Source organism: Actinophytocola xanthii (assembly GCF_001921205.1).
GTDB classification, from domain to species: Bacteria; Actinomycetota; Actinomycetes; order Mycobacteriales; family Pseudonocardiaceae; genus Actinophytocola; species Actinophytocola xanthii.
Window position 1 is genome coordinate 69,927 of the sequence record NZ_MSIE01000029.1, and the last position, 18,910, is coordinate 88,836.

Consider the following 18,910-nt stretch of genomic DNA (forward strand, 5'->3'; position numbering starts at 1 on the left):
CCACCGTGTGTCACGTCCGATCGCGCAGGGCGTTCAGCACGCGATCGGTGATCACCCCGACCTCGCCGACTCCGTCGACCTTCACCAGGATGTCGCGGTAGTACTCGAGCAGCGGGGCGGTCTCTGACCGGTAGACACTCTGCCGGCGGCGGATGACCTCCTCGTTGTCGTCCGCCCGGCCCCGGGAGAGCAGTCGCGAGACCACGACCTCCTCGTCGACCTCCAGCTGGACCACCGCGTCCAGCTGGCGGTCCACCTCGGCGAGGTACTTGCCCAGCACGTCGGCCTGGCCGATGTTGCGGGGGAACCCGTCGAGCAGGAAGCCCCCGTCGGTGTCCGGCTCACCCAGCCGCTCGATCACCAGCTGGTTGGTCACCTCGTCCGGCACGAGCTGGCCGGAGTCGAGGAACTGCTTGACGCTGCGCCCCAGGTCGGTCTGGTCGTTGATGTGAGCGCGGAACAACTCCCCGGTCGAGATGTGCGGGATCGCCAGCTTCTCGCTCAGCACGCCCGCCTGGGTGCCCTTGCCCGCACCCGGCGGACCAACGAGGAGAAGACGCGTCACTTGAGGAACCCTTCGTAGTTGCGCTGCATGAGCTGGCTCTCGATCTGCTTCACGGTGTCGAGACCGACGCCAACCATGATCAGTACGGCGGTTCCACCGAACGGGAAGTTCTGGTTCTGACCGTCCCCGGTGATGTCCAGGAAGAAGTTCGGCAGCACAGCGATGATGCCGAGGTAGATCGACCCGGGCAGGGTGATGCGGCTCAGCACGAAGCTGAGGTACTCGGCGGTCGGCCGGCCCGGGCGGATGCCCGGGATGAAGCCGCCGTACTTCTTCATGTCGTCAGCACGCTCGTTCGGGTTGAACTGGATGCTGATGTAGAAGTAGGTGAAGAAGATGATCAGCGCGAAGTAGGTCAGGATGTGGACCCAGTCCGACTGGCTGGTCAGGTGGTCGGCCACGAACCGGGACCACCAGCTGTTCGTGTCGCCGGCGAGCCTGGTGATCAGGTCCGGCAGGTACAGCAGCGACGACGCGAAGATGATCGGGATGACGCCGGCCTGGTTGACCTTCATCGGCAGGTAGGTCGAGGTCCCGCCGTACATACGGCGACCGACCATCCGCTTGGCGTACTGCACCGGGATGCGGCGCTGGCCCTGCTCGAGGAACACGACGCCGACGATGATCAGCAGGCCGAACACGCAGACGATGGCGAACACGAGGCCGCCGGCGTTGCCCAGGATGTTGCCGCCCTCGGCCGGGATGCGGGCCGCGATGTTGACGAACATCAGCAGCGACATGCCGTTGCCGATCCCGCGCTCGGTGATGAGCTCACCGAACCACATGATCAGCGCGGTGCCCGCGGTCATCGTGATGACGATCATCGCCAGGTTGAACGTGGTGCTCTGCGGGATGATCGGTTCGTCGCACTCACCGAACAGCTGGCCGCGGTCGGCCATCGCCACGATGCCGGTGGCCTGCAGGATCGCCAGGCCGATGGTCAGGTAGCGGGTGTACTGCGTCAGCTTGGCCTGGCCGGACTGGCCTTCCTTGTGCAGTTGCTCGAAGCGCGGGATGACCACGCGCAGCAGCTGGATGATGATGCTCGCAGTGATGTACGGCATGATCCCCAGCGCGAACACCGACAGCTGGAGCAGCGCGCCGCCGCTGAACAGGTTCAGCAGCTGGTAGATGCTCTGGTCGTCGACATCCTCGATGCACTTCTGGATGTTCGGGTAGGAAACCCCTGGCGACGGCAGCATCGCGCCGACCCGGTAGACCGCAATGATCAGGAGGGTGAAAAGGATCTTGCGGCGCAGGTCCGGCGTCGCGAGAGCCGAGCGGAAGGCGCTGAGCACGCAAGGACCTCCTCGGCGTCACCGGCATCCTGCCGATGATCGACTTTGCCGGCTGTTACCCCGGCCGGGACGTAAATCTGGTAACCGGCGTACCGGCAAGCCAGTGCCGCGTCGGGGGGCAGACCTCCCGAAGCGTGTCAACGACTCTAACAGTAGGGCGTGGTGCCCTTGCACCCCCTCGCACCTTTCCGCTGGCACCCCGTGCAACCAGTCGGGTGATGCGAACGCATTCGGCCCCCGGAGTGGGTGATCCGGGGGCCGAACGAGTGGCGAAGGTGCTACAGCGTGGTGGCGGAACCGCCGGCCGCGCTGAGTTTCTCGCTCGCGCTCTTCGAGAAGGCGTGCGCCGTGACGTCCAGCTTCACGCCCTCCAGGTCGCCGTCTCCGAGGACCTTGACGAGCTGGTTCTTGCGGACCAGCCCACGCCCGACGAGCTCCTCGACGCCCACCGAGCCACCCTCCGGGAACACCCGGGCGATGTCGCCCAGGTTCACCGGCTGGTACTCGGTGCGGAACCGGTTCTTGAAGCCCCGCAGCTTGGGCAGGCGCATGTGGATGGGCATCTGGCCGCCCTCGAACGCCGCCGGCACGTTCTTGCGTGCCTTGGTGCCCTTGGTACCGCGACCAGCGGTCTTGCCCTTGCCGGAGCCGTGACCGCGACCGACGCGGGTCTTCTCGGTCTTGGCGCCCGGAGCCGGCCGCAGGTGGTGGATCTTGATCGTCATCAGGCGTCGACCTCCTCGACCGTCACCAGGTGGCGAACCGTGTGGATCAGGCCGCGGACCTGCGGGGTGTCCTCCCGCACGGTGGTCTGGCGGATACCGCGCAGGCCCAGCGTCCGCAGCGACTCACGGTGGTTGCGCTTGGTCCCGATCGTGCTGCGGACCTGCGTCACCTTGAGCTGTGCCATGGCGCAATCACACTCCCTGACCAGCGACTCGGGCACGCAGCATGCCGGCGGGGGCCACATCCTCCAGCGGCAGGCCGCGGCGGGCCGCGACCTCCTCCGGACGCTGCAGACCCTTGAGCGCCGCCACGGTGGCGTGCACGATGTTGATCGCGTTGTCGCTGCCGAGCGACTTGGACAGCACGTCGTGCACACCCGCGCACTCCAGCACGGCACGCACGGGGCCGCCGGCGATGACACCGGTACCGGCGCTCGCCGGACGCAGGAGCACGACACCGGCGGCACGCTCACCCTGGATCGGGTGCGGGATGGTGCCGGCGATCCGCGGGACCTTGAAGAAGTTCTTCTTGGCCTCCTCCACGCCCTTGGCGATCGCGGCCGGCACCTCCTTCGCCTTGCCGTAGCCGACACCGACCATGCCGTCGCCGTCACCCACCACGACCAGCGCGGTGAAGCTGAACCGACGACCACCCTTCACGACCTTGGCGACCCGGTTGATGGCCACCACGCGCTCGATGTGCGGGGTCTTGTCCTGGGCCGCCCCGCCACGGCCACCGTCGCGCCGGTCCCTGCGGTCCCGGCGGTCACCGCGGTCGCGGTCACCGCCCTGCTGACCGCCCTGACCGCCGCCGAACTGCCGCGTACGTCCCGGCATCAGGCGATCCTTCCCGTGTTGTGCGTCTTCATGTGTCTCAGAACTCCAGCCCAGCCTCGCGGGCGGCGTCGGCGAGAGCCGCGATCCGACCGTGGTAGTTGTTGCCACCGCGGTCGAACACGACCTTCGTGACGCCCGCGCTCTTGGCCCGGTCGGCCACCAGCGCGCCGACCCGCGCCGCGCGGGCCTTCTTGTCGCCGTCCATCGCCCGCACGTCCGCCTCCAGGGTGGACGCCGAGGCCAGCGTGCGACCGGCCAGGTCGTCGACCAGCTGGGCGACCATGTGGCGGGAGGACTTGGTCACGACGAGCCGGGGCCGCTCCGGGGTACCGCTGACCTTCTTGCGGACCCGGAAGTGCCGGCGCGCCTTGGAGACCCGACGCCGGGTGGAGATGTCCTTGCCGACGGGCTTCCGCTTCGTCGCAGTCGCTTCGCTCATGTCACTTACCCGTCTTTCCGACCTTGCGGCGGATCTTCTCGCCCGCGTACCGCACGCCCTTGCCCTTGTACGGGTCGGGCTTGCGCAGCTTGCGGATGTTGGCGGCGACCTCACCGACGCGCTGCTTGTCGATTCCCTGGACGGAGAACCTGGTCGGGCCCTCGACCGCGAACGTGATGCCCTCCGGCGGGGCGACCTTGACCGGGTGGCTGAAGCCAAGCGAGAACTCCAGGTCCGAGCCCTTCATCAGCACGCGGTAGCCGACGCCGTGGATCTCGAGCTTCTTCTCGTAGCCGTCGGTCACGCCGGTCACGAGGTTGGCCACCAGCGAACGGGTCAGGCCGTGCAGCGCGCGGTTGCGGCGCTCGTCGTCCGGGCGCCGGACCTCGAGCGTGCCGTCCTCGGCGCGCTCGACAGTGATCGGCTCGGCGATCGTGTGCGCCAGGGTGCCCTTCGGGCCCTTCACGCTGATCTCCTGGCCCTCGATCTTCACCTCGACGCCGGACGGGACCGGGATCGGCAGCTTTCCGATGCGAGACATGTCGTGCTTCCTCCCGTCACCAGACGTAGGCGAGGACTTCCCCGCCCATCCGCTGCTTGCCCGCCTGGCGGTCGGTGAGCAGACCCGCGGACGTGGAAATGATCGCCACGCCCAGGCCGCCCAGAACCTTCGGCAGACTGGTCGACTTCGCGTACACCCGCAGACCCGGCTTGGAGACCCGGCGCAGGCCCGCGATGCTCCGCTCGCGGTTGGGGCCGTACTTCAGCTCCACCACAAGGTTCAGGCCCTTCTCGCCGTCCTCGCTGCGGTAGCCGGAGATGTAGCCCTCGCGCTGCAGGATCTCGGCGATGTTCGCCTTGAGCTTGGAGTGGGGCAGAACGACCTCGTCGTGGTACGCCGAGTTCGCGTTGCGCAGACGCGTCAAGAAGTCTGCGATCGGGTCGGTCATCGTCATGGTGACCTGTCAACCTTTCTCGCCATGGTTCCCAGTCCTGGAGTGGGCGGGCCTGTGGCGATTCCTTTACCAGCTGGACTTGTTCACGCCGGGCAGCTCGCCGCGGTGTGCCATCTCGCGCAGGCACACCCGGCAGAGGCCGAACTTGCGGAACACCGCGCGGGGCCGGCCGCACCGCTGGCACCGGGTGTACCCGCGGACCTTGAACTTCGGCTTCTGCGCGGCCTTGTGGACCAGGGCTTTCTTGGCCATTCGCTCAGTTCTCCCTGAACGGGAAGCCCAGCCGCCGCAGCAGCGCCCGGCCTTCCTCGTCGTTGATCGCGGAGGTGACGATCGTGATGTCCATCCCCCGCTGACGGTCGATCGAGTCGGGGTTGATCTCGTGGAACATCGACTGCTCGTTGAGCCCGAAGGTGTAGTTGCCGTTGCCGTCGAACTGCTTGGGCGACAGACCGCGGAAGTCCCGGATACGGGGCAGCGCGATCGTCAGCAGCCGGTCGAGGAACTCCCACATCCGGTCGCCGCGCAGGGTCACCTTGGCGCCGATCGGCATGCCCTCGCGCAGCTTGAACTGCGCGATCGACTTGCGTGCCCGGCGCACCTGCGGGCGCTGCCCGGTGATCAGCGACAGGTCGCGGACGGCGCCCTCGATGAGCTTGCCGTCGCGGGCGGCATCGCCGACACCCATGTTCACCACGGCCTTGACCACCCGCGGGATCTGCATCGGGTTGCCGTAGGAGAACTCCTCCTGCAGCCCGGCGGCGATCTCCTCGCGGTACCGCGTCTTGAGCCGCGGCACGGTCCTCTCCTCGGTGGTGGTCATCAGATCTCCTTGCCGGTCCGGCGCGAGATCCGCACCTTCCGGCCCTCGTCGTCGAACGTGTAGCCGACGCGGGTCGGCTTGCCGTCCGAGTCGACCAGCATCACGTTGCTGACGTGGATCGACGCCTCCTGGGTGACGATCCCGCCGGTCTGCGCACCGCGCTGGGTCTGGCTGATCCGGGTGTGCTTCTTGATCCGGTTCACGCCCTCGACCAGGACCCGCTCCGTCTTCGGGTAGGCCTGGATGACCTTGCCCTTGGCGCCCTTGTCCTTGCCGGCGATCACCAGGACGGTGTCACCCTTCTTGATCTTCATTTCAGAGCACCTCCGGAGCCAGCGAGATGATCTTCATGAACTTCTTGTCGCGCAGCTCGCGACCGACCGGTCCGAAGATGCGGGTACCCCGCGGCTCGTTGTCCGGCTTGATCAGCACGGCGGCGTTCTCGTCGAACCGGATGTAGGAACCGTCCGGCCGGCGCTTCTCCTTCTTGGTCCGGACGACGACCGCCTTCACGACGTCGCCCTTCTTCACGCCTGCACCGGGAATCGCATCCTTGACCGTGGCGACGATGATGTCGCCGATGCCCGCGTAGCGACGCGCCGAGCCGCCGAGCACGCGGATGCAGAGGATCTCCTTCGCACCCGTGTTGTCGGCGACGCGCAGTCGCGACTCCTGCTGGATCACTTTGCCCTCTCCAAGATCTCCACCAGCCGCCAGCGCTTGGTGGCCGACAGCGGACGGGTCTCCATCAGCAGCACGCGGTCACCGACGCCGGCCGAGTTCTCCTCGTCGTGCGCCTTGACCTTGGTCGTGGACCGCAGCACCTTGCTGTAGCGCGGGTGCTTCTTGCGGTCCTCGAGCGAGACCACGATCGTCTTGTTCATCTTGTCGGACACGACCAGGCCCTCGCGGACCTTGCGGCGACCACGCGCCTTCTCCCGGGCCGGCGTGGCGCCGGTCGTGCCGGTCTCAGTTGTCTCGCTCATGCGGCACCCTCATCACTGGAATCCTCGTCCGGCGACACCGAAAGACCCAGCTCCCGCTCGCGCATCACGGTGTAGATCCTGGCGATGTCGTGCCGGACCATCCGGAGCCGGCGGTTGTTGTCCATCTGTCCGGTGGCCATCTGGAAGCGGAGGTTGAACAGCTCCTCCTTGGACTCCCGCAGGCGCAGCACCAGTTCCTCGTCGTTGAGCTCGCGCAGCTCGGATGCCTGAGTTCCCGCGGCCATCAGAAGTCACCACCCTCACGCGTGACGATGCGGCACTTCATCGGAAGCTTGTGGATCGCACGGGTCAGCGCCTCGCGTGCCACGGTCTCGTTCGGGAAGCTCAGCTCGAACATGACCCGGCCCGGCTTGACGTTCGCGATCCAGTACTCAGGCGAGCCCTTGCCGGAACCCATGCGGGTCTCGGCGGGCTTCTTGGTCAGCGGCCGGTCCGGGAAGATGTTGATCCAGACCTTGCCGCCACGGCGGATGTGCCGGTTGATGGCGATACGAGCGGACTCGATCTGCCGGTTGGTCACGTAGGCCGGCGTGAGCGCCTGAATCCCGAAGTCCCCGAAGGTGACCTTGGTGCCGCCCTTGGCAGCACCACCGCGCTTGGGGTGGTGCTGCTTGCGGTGCCTGACCTTGCGTGGGATGAGCACTGCTCAGCCCTCCCCGTTTGCGTTGGAACCTGGGGCCTCGCCGGAGCCGTTGGCCGACGGGCCCTGCGCGACCGGCTCGGTGGCCTCGGCGCTGCCGGCCTCGGCCGCGGCGCGGCCGGCCTCGGTGCTGGTCGCGGTGGTGCCGGAGGAGCCGGAACGGCGCGCCCTCGTCGGACGCTCACGCCGCGGCGCACGCTCCTGCGGCGCCTGCGAGCGGGCCTCGACCTCACGGCGGCCGCCGACCACGTCACCCTTGTAGATCCACACCTTCACGCCGATCCGGCCGAAGGTCGTGCGGGCCTCGAAGAAGCCGTAGTCGATGTCGGCACGCAGCGTGTGCAGCGGCACCCGACCCTCGCGGTAGTGCTCGGAGCGGGACATCTCGGCGCCGCCGAGGCGTCCGCCGCACTGCACCCGGATGCCCTTGACCTGCGGGCTGCGCATGGCCGACTGGATGGCCTTGCGCATCGCGCGACGGAAGGACACGCGGTTGGACAGCTGCTCGGCGGTGACCTGGGCCACCAGCTGGGCGTCCGCCTCCGGGTTCTTCACCTCGAGGATGTTCAGCTGCACCTGCTTGCCGGACAGCTTCTCCAGCTCGCCGCGGATCCGGTCGGCCTCCGCGCCGCGGCGGCCGATGACGATGCCCGGCCGGGCGGTGTGGATGTCGACCCGGACGCGGTCGCGGGTGCGCTCGATCTCCACCTTCGAGATCCCGGCGCGCTCCATGCCCTTCGAGAGCAGGCGGCGGATCTTGACGTCCTCGCCCACGTACTCCGCGTACTGCTTGTCGGCATACCAGCGGGACTTCCAGTCAGTGGTGATCCCGAGCCGGAAGCCGTGCGGGTTGATCTTCTGACCCACTAGCTGGCACTCCTCTTCGCACTGGACTTGCGACCGGCCTTTGATTTCGCAGTCGCCTTCTTCGGCTCCGGCTTCGGCCGCGACTCCACCTCGACGGTGATGTGGCTGGTCCGCTTGCGGATCCGGTACGCACGGCCCTGCGCCCGCGGGCGGAACCGCTTGAGCGTGGGGCCCTCGTCCACGTACGCCGCGCTGACCCAGAGGGTCTCCGGGTCGAGGTCGAGGTTGTTCTCGGCGTTGGCCACGGCGCTGGCGAGCACCTTCGCCACGGGCTCGCTGGCGGCCTGCGGCGCATACCGCAGGACGTTCAGCGCCTCGTCGGCGCTGCGTCCCTTGATGAGCTCGACCACGCGGCGCACCTTCATCGGCGTGGCGCGGACGTAGCGAGCCCGAGCCATCGCGCGCGGGAGTTCCTCCTGCGCGAGGGCGTCGTTGCGGGCGTTCATCGCTTATCCCCTATCTCTAGCGCCTACGCGCCTTGCGGTCGTCCTTCACGTGGCCCTTGAAGGTCCGGGTCGGGGCGAACTCGCCCAGCTTGTGCCCGACCATCGACTCCGAGATGAAGACCGGGACGTGCTTGCGGCCGTCGTGCACCGCGATCGTGTGCCCCAGCATGTCCGGGATGATCGTCGACCGGCGGGACCAGGTCTTGATCACGGTCTTCTTGCCGGACTCGTTGAGCGCGTCCACCTTCTTGAGCAGGTGGTCGTCGACGAACGGGCCCTTCTTCAAACTCCTAGGCATCTGTCACTCCCTCCTGCTCTTAGCGCTTCTTGCCGGTCCGGCGACGGCGGACGATCATCCGGTCGCTCGGCTTGCCCTTGCGGCGGGTGCGGCCCTCCGGCTTGCCGGCCGGGTTCACCGGGTGCCGACCACCGGAGGTCTTGCCCTCACCACCACCGTGCGGGTGGTCCACCGGGTTCATCGCGACACCGCGGACGGTGGGGCGCTTGCCCTTCCACCGCATGCGGCCCGCCTTGCCCCAGTTGATGTTCCCGTGCTCGGAGTTGCCGACCTCGCCGACGGTGGCCCGGCAGCGCACGTCCACGTTGCGGATCTCGCCCGAAGGCATCCGCAGCTGGGCGTTGGGGCCCTCCTTGGCGACGAGCTGCACGCGGGCACCGGCCGAGCGGGCGATCTTGGCGCCGCCGCCCGGCCGCAGCTCGATCGCGTGCACCACGGTGCCGACCGGGATGTTGCGCAGCGGCAGCGCGTTGCCCGGCTTGATGTCCGCGCCCGGGCCGTTCTCGATCCGGTCGCCCTGGCGCAGCTTGTCCGGGGCGATGATGTAGCGCTTCTCGCCGTCGGCGTAGTGCAGCAGCGCGATCCGCGCGCTCCGGTTCGGGTCGTACTCGATGTGCGCGACCTTGGCCGGCACGCCGTCCTTGTCGTGGCGGCGGAAGTCGATCAGCCGGTAGGCCCGCTTGTGCCCGCCACCCTTGTGCCGGGTGGTGATCTTGCCGTGCACGTTCCGGCCGCCACGCCCATGCAGCGGGCGCACCAGCGACTTCTCCGGCGTCGTCCGGGTGATCTCGGCGAAGTCGGAGACGCTCGAGCCACGACGCCCCGGCGTCGTCGGCTTGTACTTGCGAATGCCCATCTCTACGCAGTCCTCTGGGTCTCTACTCGCCGGCTCAGGCCGGTCCGCCGAAGATCTCGATCGGCTTGCTCTCGGCGGAGAGGGTCACGATCGCTCGCTTGGTGTCCTTGCGCTTGCCGTACCCGGTGCGGGTCCGCTTGCGCTTGCCCTGCCGGTTCAGCGTGTTCACGCTCACCACCTGGACGCCGAACACCTTCTCGACCGCGATCTTGATCTGGGTCTTGTTGGCGTTCGGGGCGACGACGAACGTGTACTTGTTCTCCTCGAGCAGCCCGTAGGACTTCTCGGAGATCACCGGCGCGAGCAGGACGTCGCGGTGGTCGGGGATCACTTGTCGTCCTCCTTACGCTGCGAGTCCGCCTGGTCGGTGGTCTCGACCTCGATGGCCTCGACCTCGACCTCCACCTCGACCTCGATCTCGCCGGAGCGGGCGGTCGCCTTGACGGCGCGGCCCCTGGCCGGCCCGGCGAGGAACGCGTCCAGCGCGCTCCGGGTGAACACCACGTCGTCGTTGACCAGCACGTCGTAGGTGTTGAGCTGGTCCGGCCAGATCGTGTGCACGTTCGGAAGGTTGCGCACGGACCGGAAGCCGATCTCCTCGCCGCGGGTCAGCACCACCAGCAGGTTGCGTGCCTCGCTCACCGTGGCCAGGAAGGTGCGGGCCGACTTGGTGGACGGCGTGTCGCCGTCGATCAGGTCGCTGACCACGTGCACCTGGCCGGCGCGGGCCCGGTCGGAGAGGGCACCGCGCAGGGCGGCCGCCTTCATCTTCTTGGGGGTGCGCTGGGTGTAGTCGCGCGGGGTGGGGCCGTGCACGGTGCCGCCGCCGGCGAACTGCGGGGCGCGGGTCGAGCCCTGACGGGCGCGGCCGGTGCCCTTCTGCCGGTACGGCTTCTTGCCACCGCCACGGACCTCGCCGCGGGTCTTGGTGTCGTGCGTGCCCTGCCGGGCGGCGGCCAGCTGGGCCACCACGACCTGGTGCATCAGTGCGACGTTGGCCTGCACGTCGAAGATCTCGGCGGGCAGCTCGACGGTGCCGTCGGTCTTGCCGGCCGGGGTCCTCACCTCAACGGTGGTCACTTGGCATCACCCTCACGCTTGGCGGCGGTCCTGAGGAACACCACGCCGCCCTTGGGGCCGGGGATCGCGCCCTTCACCAGGATCAGGCCGTCCTCGGCGTCCACCCGGTGCACCGTGAGGTTCTGGGTGGTGACCCGGACGTGGCCGGTCCGGCCGGCCATGCGCAGGCCCTTGAACACGCGGGCCGGGGTGGCGCAGCCACCGATCGAGCCGGGCGAGCGGTGCTTGCGCTGGGTGCCGTGGGAGGCGCCGAGGCCCTTGAAGCCGTGGCGCTTCATCACACCGGCGGTGCCCTTGCCCTTGCTGGTGCCGGTGGCGTCGACCACGGCGCCGGCCTCGAACACCTCGGCGGTGATCTCCTGGCCGAGCTCGTAGGCGTCGGCGTCGGTCGTGCGCAGCTCGGCGAGGAAGCGACGCGGGGTCACGCCGGCCTTGTCGAAGTGGCCACGAGCCGGCTTGTTCACCTTGCGCGGGGCGATCGCACCGAAGGCGAGCTGCACCGCGGCGTAGCCGTCGTTGTCCTGGGTACGGATCTGGGTGACCACGTTCGGGCCGGCCTTGACGACGGTCACCGGGACGATCCGGTTGTTCTCGTCGAAGACCTGGGTCATCCCGAGCTTGGTGCCCAGGATCCCTTTCATCTGCCGGTCAGACATTGGTGCTCAGGCCTCACTGAATGTTGACGTCGACGCTGGCCGGGAGATCGATGCGCATGAGGGCGTCGACCGTCTTCGGCGTCGGGTCGAGGATGTCGATCAGACGCTTGTGCGTGCGCATCTCGAAGTGCTCGCGCGAGTCCTTGTACTTGTGCGGAGACCGGATGACGCAGTACACGTTCTTCTCGGTGGGCAGCGGCACCGGCCCGACGACCCGAGCGCCCGTGCGGGTTACCGTCTCCACGATCTTGCGCGCGGACGCGTCGATCGCCTCGTGGTCGTAGGCCTTGAGCCGGATGCGGATCTTCTGTCCCGCCATGGTGGCTTGCCGTCCTTGTCTTTAAGACTCGTGCCGCTCCGGTCCACGCGGTCGGGTGTGTCGCGCCCTACGCACAGACCGGCCCCTTGGACTTGAGTCCTACGGGAGTGGTCATGATGGCCCGCCGGGCGAGCCGCGGCTCGAACGCGGGTGACCGCGACGAGCAACCTGTCAAGGATGCCACACGGAGATATGGCATCCCAAACCGGGGGGCCCCAGGTACGCGACCTGGGGCCCCCCGAACGGGTGACTACTTGATGATCTTGGTGACGCGGCCCGCGCCGACGGTCCGGCCACCCTCGCGGATGGCGAACCGGAGACCCTCGTCCATGGCGATCGGCTGAATCAGCTTGACCGTCATACCGGTGGAGTCGCCGGGCATGACCATCTCGGTGCCCTCGGGGAGGGTCACCACGCCGGTCACGTCCGTGGTGCGGAAGTAGAACTGCGGACGGTAGTTGTTGAAGAACGGCGTGTGCCGGCCACCCTCGTCCTTGCTCAGGATGACGACCTGAGCCTCGAACTCGGTGTGCGGCGTGGTGGTGCCGGGCTTCACGACGACCTGGCCGCGCTCGACGTCCTCGCGCTTGATGCCGCGCAGGAGCAGACCCACGTTCTCACCGGCCCGCGCGTCCTCGAGGATCTTGCGGAACATCTCGACGCTGGTGACGGTGGTCTTCTGCGCCTTCTCGCGGATGCCGACGATCTCGACCTCCTCCATCGGCTTGAGGACACCGCGCTCGACGCGACCGGTGACCACGGTGCCGCGGCCGGAGATGGTGAAGACGTCCTCCACCGGCATCAGGAACGGCTTGTCAACCTCGCGGGTCGGCTCGGGGATGTTGTCGTCCACCGCGTCGAGCAGCTCGATGACCTTGGCGCCCCACTCGGCGTCGCCCTCCAGCGCCTTGAGCGCGGAGACACGCACGACCGGCAGGTCGTCACCCGGGAACTCGTACTCGGTCAGCAGCTCGCGGACCTCGAGCTCGACGAGCTCCAGGATCTCCTCGTCGTCAACCATGTCGGCCTTGTTCAGGGCCACCACGATGTAGGGCACACCGACCTGGCGAGCCAGCAGCACGTGCTCCTTGGTCTGCGGCATCGGACCATCGGTCGCGGCGACCACGAGGATCGCGCCGTCCATCTGGGCGGCACCGGTGATCATGTTCTTGATGTAGTCCGCGTGACCCGGGCAGTCCACGTGGGCGTAGTGCCGCTTCTCGGTCTCGTACTCGATGTGCGCGATCGAGATCGTGATACCGCGCTGCTTCTCCTCCGGCGCCTTGTCGATCTCGTCGAACGGCGTGAAGGGGTTCAGGTCCGGGTACTTGTCGTGCAGAACCTTGGAGATGGCCGCGGTCAGCGTGGTCTTCCCATGGTCGATGTGACCGATGGTTCCGATGTTGACGTGCGGCTTGGTCCGCTCGAACTTCGCCTTCGCCACTTCTCTCGTCCTCCTGGACTTGTTTCTCTCCGCCGTCTTGCTTACCGACGACAGCTTTTTGGGTCAGTTGTGCGGAACCATAGAGGGCGCTACCCACGCAGCCCGCACCGGATTGAATTACTCGCCGGTTGCCTTGGCGATGATCTCCTTCGCGACGTTCGTGGGAACCTCCGCGTAGGAGTCGAACTGCATGGAGTAGTTCGCCCGGCCCTGGGTCCTGGACCGCAGGTCGCCGACATAGCCGAACATCTCCGACAGCGGCACGAGCGCCTTGACGACGCGGGCACCGCTGCGCTCCTCCATGGCCTGGATCTGGCCACGGCGGGAGTTCAGGTCACCGATGACGTCGCCCATGTACGCCTCGGGCGTGGTCACCTCGACCGCCATCATCGGCTCGAGCAGCACGGGGCTGGCCTGCCGCGCGGCCTCCTTGAGCGCCATGGAACCGGCGACCTTGAAGGCCATCTCGGAGGAGTCCACCTCGTGGTACGCACCGTCGAGCAGGGTCAGCTTGAGGCCGACCAGCGGGTAACCGGCCAGCACGCCGTACTGCATGGCGTCCTGGGCGCCGGCGTCCACCGACGGGATGTACTCGCGGGGGACGCGGCCGCCGGTGACCTTGTTGTCGAACTCGTACAGCGCGCCGTCCGTGGTGGCCAGCGGCTCGAGCTTGATGACGACCTTCGCGAACTGGCCCGACCCACCCGTCTGCTTCTTGTGGGTGTAGTCGTACTTGTCGACCGTCTTGCGGATCGTCTCGCGGTACGCCACCTGCGGCTTGCCGATGTTGGCCTCGACCTTGAACTCGCGGCGCATCCGGTCGACCAGGATGTCCAGGTGCAGCTCGCCCATGCCGGCGATGATCGTCTGACCCGTCTCCTCGTCCAGGTTGACCCGGAAGGTCGGGTCCTCCTCGGCGAGCTTCTGGATCGCGGTCGACAGCTTCTCCTGGTCGGCCTTGGTCTTCGGCTCGATGGCCACCTGGATGACCGGCTCCGGGAAGGTCATCGACTCGAGGACGATCTTCTCGTTCGGGTCGCACAGGGTCTCGCCGGTCGTGGTGTCCTTCAGGCCGATCACCGCGTAGATGTGGCCGGCGAGCGCCTCCGTGACCGGGTTCTCCTTGTTGGCGTGCATCTGGAAGATCTTCCCGATGCGCTCCTTGCGGTCCTTGGTCGAGTTGATGACCTGGGAGCCGCTGGCGACCTTGCCCGAGTAGACCCGGACGTAGGTGAGCTTGCCGAAGAACGGGTGCACGGCGATCTTGAAGGCCAGCGCGGAGAACGGCTCGTCGGTCGACGGCTTGCGGAACGCCGCCGTCTCCCCGTCGGTCAGCGTGCCCTCGACCGGCGGCAGGTCCAGCGGCGAGGGCAGGTAGTCGATCACCGCGTCGAGCATGGGCTGGACGCCCTTGTTCTTGAACGCGGAGCCGCACAGCACCGGGTAGGCGGTGCCCTCGTTGACGATCTTCCGGATACCCTGCTTGATCTGGTCGACGGTGAGCTCCTCACCGCCGAGGTAGGCCTCCATCAGCTCGTCGTCGGTCTCGGCGACCGCCTCGATCAGCTGCTCGCGGTACTCGTTGGCCCGCTCGACCAGGTCGGCCGGGATCTCCTCGATGGTGTAGTCCTCGCCCTTCTGGACCTCACCACGCCAGGTCAGGGCGCGCATGTTCACCAGGTCGACGACGCCGATGAAGTCACTCTCGGCGCCGATCGGCAGCTGGATCGGCAGGGGCTTGGCACCGAGGCGCTCGGAGATGGTGCGGATGGTGTAGTAGAAGTCCGCGCCGAGCTTGTCCATCTTGTTGACGAAACAAATGCGCGGGACGTCGTACTTGGTGGCCTGCCGCCAGACCTGCTCGGACTGCGGCTCGACCCCCTCCTTGCCGTCGAACACCGCGACCGCGCCGTCGAGCACCCGCAGGTTGCGCTCCACCTCGACGGTGAAGTCGACATGCCCGGGGGTGTCGATCAGGTTGATCTGGTGGTCCTTCCAGAAGCAGGTCGTCGCGGCCGACGTGATCGTGATGCCGCGCTCCTGCTCCTGCTCCATCCAGTCCATGACGGCGGCGCCGTCGTGCACCTCACCGATCTTGTAGCTGATCCCGGTGTAGAACAGGATCCGCTCGGTCGTCGTGGTCTTGCCCGCGTCGATGTGGGCCATGATCCCGATGTTGCGGACCTTGGCCAGGTCGGTAAGCACGTCCTGTGCCACGGGTGTCTTCCCCTGTCTTGAATCAGCGGTGGTGCGGCCGGGAGCCTGTTTGGCCGCGGGCCGTCACCAGCGGTAGTGGGCGAAGGCCTTGTTCGACTCCGCCATCTTGTGCGTGTCCTCGCGGCGCTTGACGCTCGCCCCGAGGCCGTTGCTCGCGTCGAGCAGCTCGTTCATCAGGCGCTCGACCATGGTCTTCTCCCGGCGCTGACGCGAGAAGTTGACCAGCCAGCGCAGCGCCAGCGTCGTGGAGCGGCCCGGCTTGACCTCGATCGGCACCTGGTAGGTGGCGCCACCGACGCGGCGGCTCTTCACCTCGATGGTCGGCTTGACGTTGTCCAGCGCACGCTTGAGCGTGACCACCGGGTCGGTGCCGGTCTTCTCGCGCGCGCCCTCGAGGGCCTCGTACACGATCTTCTCGGCGACCGAGCGCTTGCCGTCCCGGAGCACCTTGTTGACCAGCTGGGTGACCAGCGGGGAGCTGTAGACGGGGTCGGAGATCAGCGGGCGCCGGGGCGCGGGTCCCTTGCGGGGCATCTCAGCTCTTCTCCTTCTTCGCGCCGTAGCGGCTGCGAGCCTGCTTGCGGTTCTTCACGCCCTGCGTGTCCAGCGAGCCGCGGATGATCTTGTAGCGCACGCCGGGAAGATCCTTCACCCGGCCGCCGCGCACCAGGACCATCGAGTGCTCCTGCAGGTTGTGGCCCTCACCCGGGATGTAGGCCGTGACCTCGATGCCGCTGGTCAGCTTGACGCGCGCGACCTTGCGCAGCGCGGAGTTCGGCTTCTTGGGGGTGGTGGTGTACACGCGGGTGCACACGCCACGCCGCTGCGGGCTTCCCTTGAGGGCCGCAGTCTTCTGCTTGGCGACCTTGTCCTGGCGGCCCTTACGGACCAGCTGCTGGATCGTGGGCATGGACCGGCTTTCTCTACTGGTGTAGCTACTGCTTGTGGTCGGTGCTGCTTTCGCGTCCCGCCGCACCTCGCCGTATCACGAGGTCGGGCGTGTCGCCCTTCCTCATAACGCTCGGGCAGGATCAAATCATCCCTACGAGGCTCGGAAGGAACTCCGCGGTTACTGCCGGGTGTCCACTCGGGTGGACCTCCGCGCACAGGCACGCGGATCGACCCGACCTGGGCCGGGCGCGAGTACCAAAGATACCCGGCGCTCCAACGAGGGTCAAAACCGGGGTACCCGGCGCTCGAGCCGGCATCGACGCCTGCAAACTACGGGCCTGCTATATCCACCCCCGTGCCGCGAACGGCGGGCTCTTCCGCCCCGTCACCGGCGCCCCGCGACCCGGCCGGTGGCCGCCTGACGCCGGTTCGTACGGTACCCGCGCCCCGGCGACGTCGCACGGCGGCGCGCTACCCGGTCGCGCCCACGTCGTGCAGGTGGTGGACGGGGTCGTGCAGCAGGTAGCGGGCGAAGGTGTCGATGGTGAAGCGGGCGCCGTCGCTGCGTGAGCCGGGGCGGGTCCAGTCGTCGACCCGTTCGAAGGCCGCGGCGAGCGTCTCGGCCGACTCGACGAGCTCGGCGGCGACCGTCGCCGGGTCCTGCTCGCCGTAGCGGTCCCGCACGGCCGTCTCGTCCTGGTCCCAGTTCGGGTAGTGCGGGTCGTCCTCGGTGCGCATGAGGTGCAGGCGTTCGGCGAACACCCGGAAGACGTCCCGGACGTGGCAGCCGTACTCCAGCGGCGACCACCGGTCGGGCTCGGGTCGGCGGCGGGCCTCGGGGGCGGCGAGCACGGCCGGCCAGGCAGCGGCGTTGCGCCGGAGCAGGGCCGGGACCTCCGGTCCGCTGACCGTGTTGCCGTCGTACCCGCACTCCGGGCACGGCCGCTCGATGACCCAGGTCCAGTCCTTGGTGTCCGGCTTCAGCACCTCGCAAGCATCCCCCGCGGCTCCGGCGGACACCAGCCAGCGTTGCTAACGCCGGGTTAAGCGTTGCTTGCCCCATCGGGATAATGGGCGCACCGGGGCCTTGCAGGCCGTAACTTGCCGACTGGGGAGGCAACACGGAGCGCCGCAACAACTTCCCGCCGCGGGTGGTGCAGATCCTGCGCGACGGCGATCGGCGGATCCGGTCGCTCCCACCGGGTGACCACCACCTGCGGTACGACTACCTCCGCGCGACCATGGCGAAGATCGCGCAGGTCGACGCGTTCTATGTCGGCTTCTACCGCGACGACGAGAACATCGCCTATCCGTACGCCTTCGACCTCGAGGAGTACGACACCCCGAGCGTCGCGACCTACGGCCCCAACGGCCTGGGTGCCTGGCTGCTCAAGCACAAGAAGACCTACACCTACTCGATGGACCAGGGGCGGCTGCTCAACGCCGGGCACCGGTTCGGGGACACGACGCGGTCCTGCCGCGACGTGGTGACCGTTCCGCTCATCGAGGAGAGCACCGGCGTGGCGGCCGTACTCGGCATGGCCTCGATGCAGTCCTACACCCCGGACGTCTACGACGAGCACGCCGTGCTGGCCTTCGAGTGGTTGTGCCGCACGATCGTCGCGCTGATCCGCCGGGAGCACGAGGACGCCCAGAACCAGCGCAACCTCGACTTCCTGCCGGCGGAGGGCGAGGGCGTCGGCCCCACGTTCGCCGACGTGGTCGTCGACTTCACCGACCGGCTGGGGGCCGTGCGCTCGGCGCTCGCCAGGGTGCGGGAGACCGCGCTGGCCGGCGGCGACGTCATCGGCGGCATCGAGGAGGTGGACCAGCTGTGCATGCGCGTGCAGCAGGAGACCTTCGCGGTGCTCACCCGCCCCTCGGTCGACGCGATGGAGCCCCTGGCCCTGCTCACCACGCGCGAGCGGGAGATCGCGGACCTGATCGGGGCGCGGATGAGCAACCAGCAGATCGCGGAGACGCTCACGATCTCCCTGCCCACGGTGAAGTCCCACGTGTACAACATCATGCGGAAGTTCGAGGTCAGACAGCGTTCGGAGATCGCAGCCAAGCTACGGCCGTTCGGCTACTCAGACTTGGTATGAGCCGGGGGGCGGACAACTCCAGTCCCCCGGCCCATGGCCCGCGCACCCCCGTGACCGAATACTGCGTACCGTCCGGTTTCCTGCCCCCTGTCGTGACGGGCGGTGAGCGTGCGTGTCGCTGTTCGGCCACCACCAGAAATGGCACGAGAGTGCCGTTCGCGACGCCGAGGCCGGCGGCAAGGTCTGCCTGGTCCGCCTCCCCAGCCTGACCGAGCAGGAGGTGGCCGCGGCGATCGCGGCCTATGAGGAGTGCGGCTGGAAGGTCGACCGGCTCGCCGCGACCGAGGTCCTGCTGCCCACCGAGGAGACCCCGGCCGACGAGCACCCCGAGGAGCCCCGCACGGCGGTGACCTACCACCTGCTGTTCCGCCGGTCCGAGGACGAACCACCGGGCACCTGAGTTCCCTCCGGGAAGGGAAAAGACGACGGGCCCCGGGAGCT

At 68.0% G+C, this 18,910-nt stretch carries 30 protein-coding genes; 2 read left to right on the forward strand and 28 right to left on the reverse strand.

Annotated elements, in window-relative coordinates:
- Positions 1–10 precede the first annotated feature (10 nt).
- The 28 genes from BU204_RS16495 to BU204_RS16630 form a co-directional block, all read right to left on the reverse strand.
- Positions 11–565, reverse strand: coding sequence for an adenylate kinase (locus BU204_RS16495; RefSeq protein ID WP_075126562.1), 555 nt, complete (start codon positions 563–565; stop codon positions 11–13).
- A complete protein-coding gene (gene secY, locus BU204_RS16500; protein ID WP_075126563.1) occupies positions 562–1,863 on the reverse strand; it encodes a preprotein translocase subunit SecY in 1,302 nt (433 codons plus the stop codon). Before secY ends, BU204_RS16495 begins: the two co-directional genes overlap by 4 nt.
- A 278-nt stretch (positions 1,864–2,141) precedes the next feature.
- Positions 2,142–2,591 carry a 50S ribosomal protein L15 gene (gene rplO / locus BU204_RS16505; RefSeq protein ID WP_143229539.1) on the reverse strand — a complete coding sequence of 150 codons (450 nt, stop codon included), beginning with the start codon at positions 2,589–2,591 and terminating at the stop codon, positions 2,142–2,144.
- Positions 2,588–2,773, reverse strand: coding sequence for a 50S ribosomal protein L30 (rpmD, locus tag BU204_RS16510; RefSeq protein ID WP_075126565.1), 186 nt, complete (start codon positions 2,771–2,773; stop codon positions 2,588–2,590). The genes rplO and rpmD overlap by 4 nt, the downstream gene beginning before the upstream one ends.
- 7 nt (positions 2,774–2,780) lie before the next feature.
- Positions 2,781–3,425 (reverse strand): 30S ribosomal protein S5, encoded by a 645-nt coding sequence (gene rpsE, locus BU204_RS16515; RefSeq protein ID WP_075126566.1) that lies wholly within the window; start codon positions 3,423–3,425, stop codon positions 2,781–2,783.
- A gap of 37 nt (positions 3,426–3,462) precedes the next feature.
- A complete protein-coding gene (gene rplR / locus BU204_RS16520; RefSeq protein WP_075126567.1) occupies positions 3,463–3,864 on the reverse strand; it encodes a 50S ribosomal protein L18 in 402 nt (133 codons plus the stop codon).
- Between the two features lies 1 nt (position 3,865).
- On the reverse strand, positions 3,866–4,405 hold the full coding sequence (gene rplF / locus BU204_RS16525) for a 50S ribosomal protein L6 (RefSeq protein WP_075126568.1): 540 nt from the start codon (positions 4,403–4,405) through the stop codon (positions 3,866–3,868).
- Positions 4,406–4,421: 16 nt separating this feature from the next.
- Positions 4,422–4,820: a 30S ribosomal protein S8 gene (gene rpsH / locus BU204_RS16530; RefSeq protein ID WP_075126569.1), complete on the reverse strand. Its 399-nt coding sequence runs from the start codon at positions 4,818–4,820 to the stop codon at positions 4,422–4,424.
- Between the two features lie 66 nt (positions 4,821–4,886).
- On the reverse strand, positions 4,887–5,072 hold the full coding sequence (locus tag BU204_RS16535; protein WP_075126570.1) for a type Z 30S ribosomal protein S14: 186 nt from the start codon (positions 5,070–5,072) through the stop codon (positions 4,887–4,889).
- A 4-nt stretch (positions 5,073–5,076) separates the two neighbouring features.
- A complete protein-coding gene (rplE, locus tag BU204_RS16540) occupies positions 5,077–5,643 on the reverse strand; it encodes a 50S ribosomal protein L5 (RefSeq protein WP_075126571.1) in 567 nt (188 codons plus the stop codon).
- The gene (gene rplX / locus BU204_RS16545; protein WP_075126572.1) at positions 5,643–5,957 is read right to left on the reverse strand and encodes a 50S ribosomal protein L24; all 315 of its coding nucleotides are present in this window, start codon (positions 5,955–5,957) and stop codon (positions 5,643–5,645) included. Before rplX ends, rplE begins: the two co-directional genes overlap by 1 nt.
- Position 5,958: 1 nt before the next feature.
- A complete protein-coding gene (gene rplN, locus BU204_RS16550) occupies positions 5,959–6,327 on the reverse strand; it encodes a 50S ribosomal protein L14 (RefSeq protein ID WP_075126573.1) in 369 nt (122 codons plus the stop codon).
- On the reverse strand, positions 6,324–6,629 hold the full coding sequence (gene rpsQ, locus BU204_RS16555; protein WP_075126574.1) for a 30S ribosomal protein S17: 306 nt from the start codon (positions 6,627–6,629) through the stop codon (positions 6,324–6,326). Before rpsQ ends, rplN begins: the two co-directional genes overlap by 4 nt.
- Positions 6,626–6,874 carry a 50S ribosomal protein L29 gene (rpmC, locus tag BU204_RS16560; RefSeq protein ID WP_075126575.1) on the reverse strand — a complete coding sequence of 83 codons (249 nt, stop codon included), beginning with the start codon at positions 6,872–6,874 and terminating at the stop codon, positions 6,626–6,628. The genes rpsQ and rpmC overlap by 4 nt, the downstream gene beginning before the upstream one ends.
- A complete protein-coding gene (gene rplP, locus BU204_RS16565; protein ID WP_075126576.1) occupies positions 6,874–7,293 on the reverse strand; it encodes a 50S ribosomal protein L16 in 420 nt (139 codons plus the stop codon). The genes rpmC and rplP overlap by 1 nt, the downstream gene beginning before the upstream one ends.
- A 3-nt stretch (positions 7,294–7,296) precedes the next feature.
- Positions 7,297–8,157: a 30S ribosomal protein S3 gene (gene rpsC, locus BU204_RS16570; RefSeq protein ID WP_075126577.1), complete on the reverse strand. Its 861-nt coding sequence runs from the start codon at positions 8,155–8,157 to the stop codon at positions 7,297–7,299.
- Positions 8,157–8,603 (reverse strand): 50S ribosomal protein L22, encoded by a 447-nt coding sequence (gene rplV, locus BU204_RS16575; RefSeq protein ID WP_075126578.1) that lies wholly within the window; start codon positions 8,601–8,603, stop codon positions 8,157–8,159. Before rplV ends, rpsC begins: the two co-directional genes overlap by 1 nt.
- Positions 8,604–8,619: 16 nt before the next feature.
- Positions 8,620–8,901 carry a 30S ribosomal protein S19 gene (gene rpsS, locus BU204_RS16580; RefSeq protein ID WP_075126579.1) on the reverse strand — a complete coding sequence of 94 codons (282 nt, stop codon included), beginning with the start codon at positions 8,899–8,901 and terminating at the stop codon, positions 8,620–8,622.
- A gap of 19 nt (positions 8,902–8,920) precedes the next feature.
- On the reverse strand, positions 8,921–9,757 hold the full coding sequence (gene rplB / locus BU204_RS16585) for a 50S ribosomal protein L2 (protein ID WP_075126580.1): 837 nt from the start codon (positions 9,755–9,757) through the stop codon (positions 8,921–8,923).
- 34 nt (positions 9,758–9,791) lie between these two features.
- Positions 9,792–10,088 carry a 50S ribosomal protein L23 gene (gene rplW, locus BU204_RS16590; protein ID WP_075126581.1) on the reverse strand — a complete coding sequence of 99 codons (297 nt, stop codon included), beginning with the start codon at positions 10,086–10,088 and terminating at the stop codon, positions 9,792–9,794.
- Entirely contained in the window at positions 10,085–10,837 is a 753-nt protein-coding gene (rplD, locus tag BU204_RS16595) for a 50S ribosomal protein L4 (protein ID WP_075126582.1), read from the reverse strand. Before rplD ends, rplW begins: the two co-directional genes overlap by 4 nt.
- The gene (gene rplC / locus BU204_RS16600) at positions 10,834–11,493 is read right to left on the reverse strand and encodes a 50S ribosomal protein L3 (protein WP_075126583.1); all 660 of its coding nucleotides are present in this window, start codon (positions 11,491–11,493) and stop codon (positions 10,834–10,836) included. Before rplC ends, rplD begins: the two co-directional genes overlap by 4 nt.
- A gap of 13 nt (positions 11,494–11,506) precedes the next feature.
- Entirely contained in the window at positions 11,507–11,812 is a 306-nt protein-coding gene (gene rpsJ / locus BU204_RS16605) for a 30S ribosomal protein S10 (protein ID WP_003938093.1), read from the reverse strand.
- A gap of 250 nt (positions 11,813–12,062) precedes the next feature.
- A complete protein-coding gene (gene tuf, locus BU204_RS16610; protein ID WP_075126584.1) occupies positions 12,063–13,256 on the reverse strand; it encodes an elongation factor Tu in 1,194 nt (397 codons plus the stop codon).
- Between the two features lie 117 nt (positions 13,257–13,373).
- A complete protein-coding gene (gene fusA, locus BU204_RS16615) occupies positions 13,374–15,473 on the reverse strand; it encodes an elongation factor G (protein WP_075126585.1) in 2,100 nt (699 codons plus the stop codon).
- Positions 15,474–15,536: 63 nt separating this feature from the next.
- Complete coding sequence (gene rpsG, locus BU204_RS16620; RefSeq protein ID WP_075126586.1) at positions 15,537–16,007, reverse strand: 30S ribosomal protein S7; 471 nt, start codon at positions 16,005–16,007, stop codon at positions 15,537–15,539.
- A gap of 1 nt (position 16,008) precedes the next feature.
- Positions 16,009–16,383: a 30S ribosomal protein S12 gene (gene rpsL / locus BU204_RS16625; RefSeq protein ID WP_030473471.1), complete on the reverse strand. Its 375-nt coding sequence runs from the start codon at positions 16,381–16,383 to the stop codon at positions 16,009–16,011.
- A gap of 452 nt (positions 16,384–16,835) precedes the next feature.
- Entirely contained in the window at positions 16,836–17,351 is a 516-nt protein-coding gene (locus BU204_RS16630; protein WP_075126587.1) for a DinB family protein, read from the reverse strand.
- Between the two features lie 164 nt (positions 17,352–17,515).
- Here BU204_RS16630 and BU204_RS16635 point away from each other — a divergent pair, with 164 nt between their 5' ends.
- Both BU204_RS16635 and BU204_RS16640 read left to right on the forward strand, forming a co-directional pair.
- On the forward strand, positions 17,516–18,469 hold the full coding sequence (locus BU204_RS16635) for a response regulator transcription factor (RefSeq protein WP_075126588.1): 954 nt from the start codon (positions 17,516–17,518) through the stop codon (positions 18,467–18,469).
- Positions 18,470–18,581: 112 nt separating this feature from the next.
- Positions 18,582–18,869 (forward strand): hypothetical protein, encoded by a 288-nt coding sequence (locus BU204_RS16640; RefSeq protein WP_075126589.1) that lies wholly within the window; start codon positions 18,582–18,584, stop codon positions 18,867–18,869.
- Positions 18,870–18,910: the final 41 nt, after the last annotated feature.

What these genes read in the sequence shown, in the direction of transcription:
- rpmD (WP_075126565.1), bottom strand. Translation starts at nt 2,773, where the DNA reads ATGGCACAGCTCAAGGTGACGCAGGTCCGCAGCACGATCGGGACCAAG.
- rpsE (WP_075126566.1), bottom strand. Translation starts at nt 3,425, where the DNA reads ATGCCGGGACGTACGCGGCAGTTCGGCGGCGGTCAGGGCGGTCAGCAG.
- rplR (WP_075126567.1), bottom strand. Translation starts at nt 3,864, where the DNA reads ATGAGCGAAGCGACTGCGACGAAGCGGAAGCCCGTCGGCAAGGACATC.
- rplF (WP_075126568.1), bottom strand. Translation starts at nt 4,405, where the DNA reads ATGTCTCGCATCGGAAAGCTGCCGATCCCGGTCCCGTCCGGCGTCGAG.
- rpsH (WP_075126569.1), bottom strand. Translation starts at nt 4,820, where the DNA reads ATGACGATGACCGACCCGATCGCAGACTTCTTGACGCGTCTGCGCAAC.
- BU204_RS16535 (WP_075126570.1), bottom strand. Translation starts at nt 5,072, where the DNA reads ATGGCCAAGAAAGCCCTGGTCCACAAGGCCGCGCAGAAGCCGAAGTTC.
- rplE (WP_075126571.1), bottom strand. Translation starts at nt 5,643, where the DNA reads ATGACCACCACCGAGGAGAGGACCGTGCCGCGGCTCAAGACGCGGTAC.
- rplX (WP_075126572.1), bottom strand. Translation starts at nt 5,957, where the DNA reads ATGAAGATCAAGAAGGGTGACACCGTCCTGGTGATCGCCGGCAAGGAC.
- rpsQ (WP_075126574.1), bottom strand. Translation starts at nt 6,629, where the DNA reads ATGAGCGAGACAACTGAGACCGGCACGACCGGCGCCACGCCGGCCCGG.
- rpmC (WP_075126575.1), bottom strand. Translation starts at nt 6,874, where the DNA reads ATGGCCGCGGGAACTCAGGCATCCGAGCTGCGCGAGCTCAACGACGAG.
- rplV (WP_075126578.1), bottom strand. Translation starts at nt 8,603, where the DNA reads ATGAACGCCCGCAACGACGCCCTCGCGCAGGAGGAACTCCCGCGCGCG.
- rpsS (WP_075126579.1), bottom strand. Translation starts at nt 8,901, where the DNA reads ATGCCTAGGAGTTTGAAGAAGGGCCCGTTCGTCGACGACCACCTGCTC.
- rplB (WP_075126580.1), bottom strand. Translation starts at nt 9,757, where the DNA reads ATGGGCATTCGCAAGTACAAGCCGACGACGCCGGGGCGTCGTGGCTCG.
- rplC (WP_075126583.1), bottom strand. Translation starts at nt 11,493, where the DNA reads ATGTCTGACCGGCAGATGAAAGGGATCCTGGGCACCAAGCTCGGGATG.
- rpsJ (WP_003938093.1), bottom strand. Translation starts at nt 11,812, where the DNA reads ATGGCGGGACAGAAGATCCGCATCCGGCTCAAGGCCTACGACCACGAG.
- rpsG (WP_075126586.1), bottom strand. Translation starts at nt 16,007, where the DNA reads ATGCCCCGCAAGGGACCCGCGCCCCGGCGCCCGCTGATCTCCGACCCC.
- rpsL (WP_030473471.1), bottom strand. Translation starts at nt 16,383, where the DNA reads ATGCCCACGATCCAGCAGCTGGTCCGTAAGGGCCGCCAGGACAAGGTC.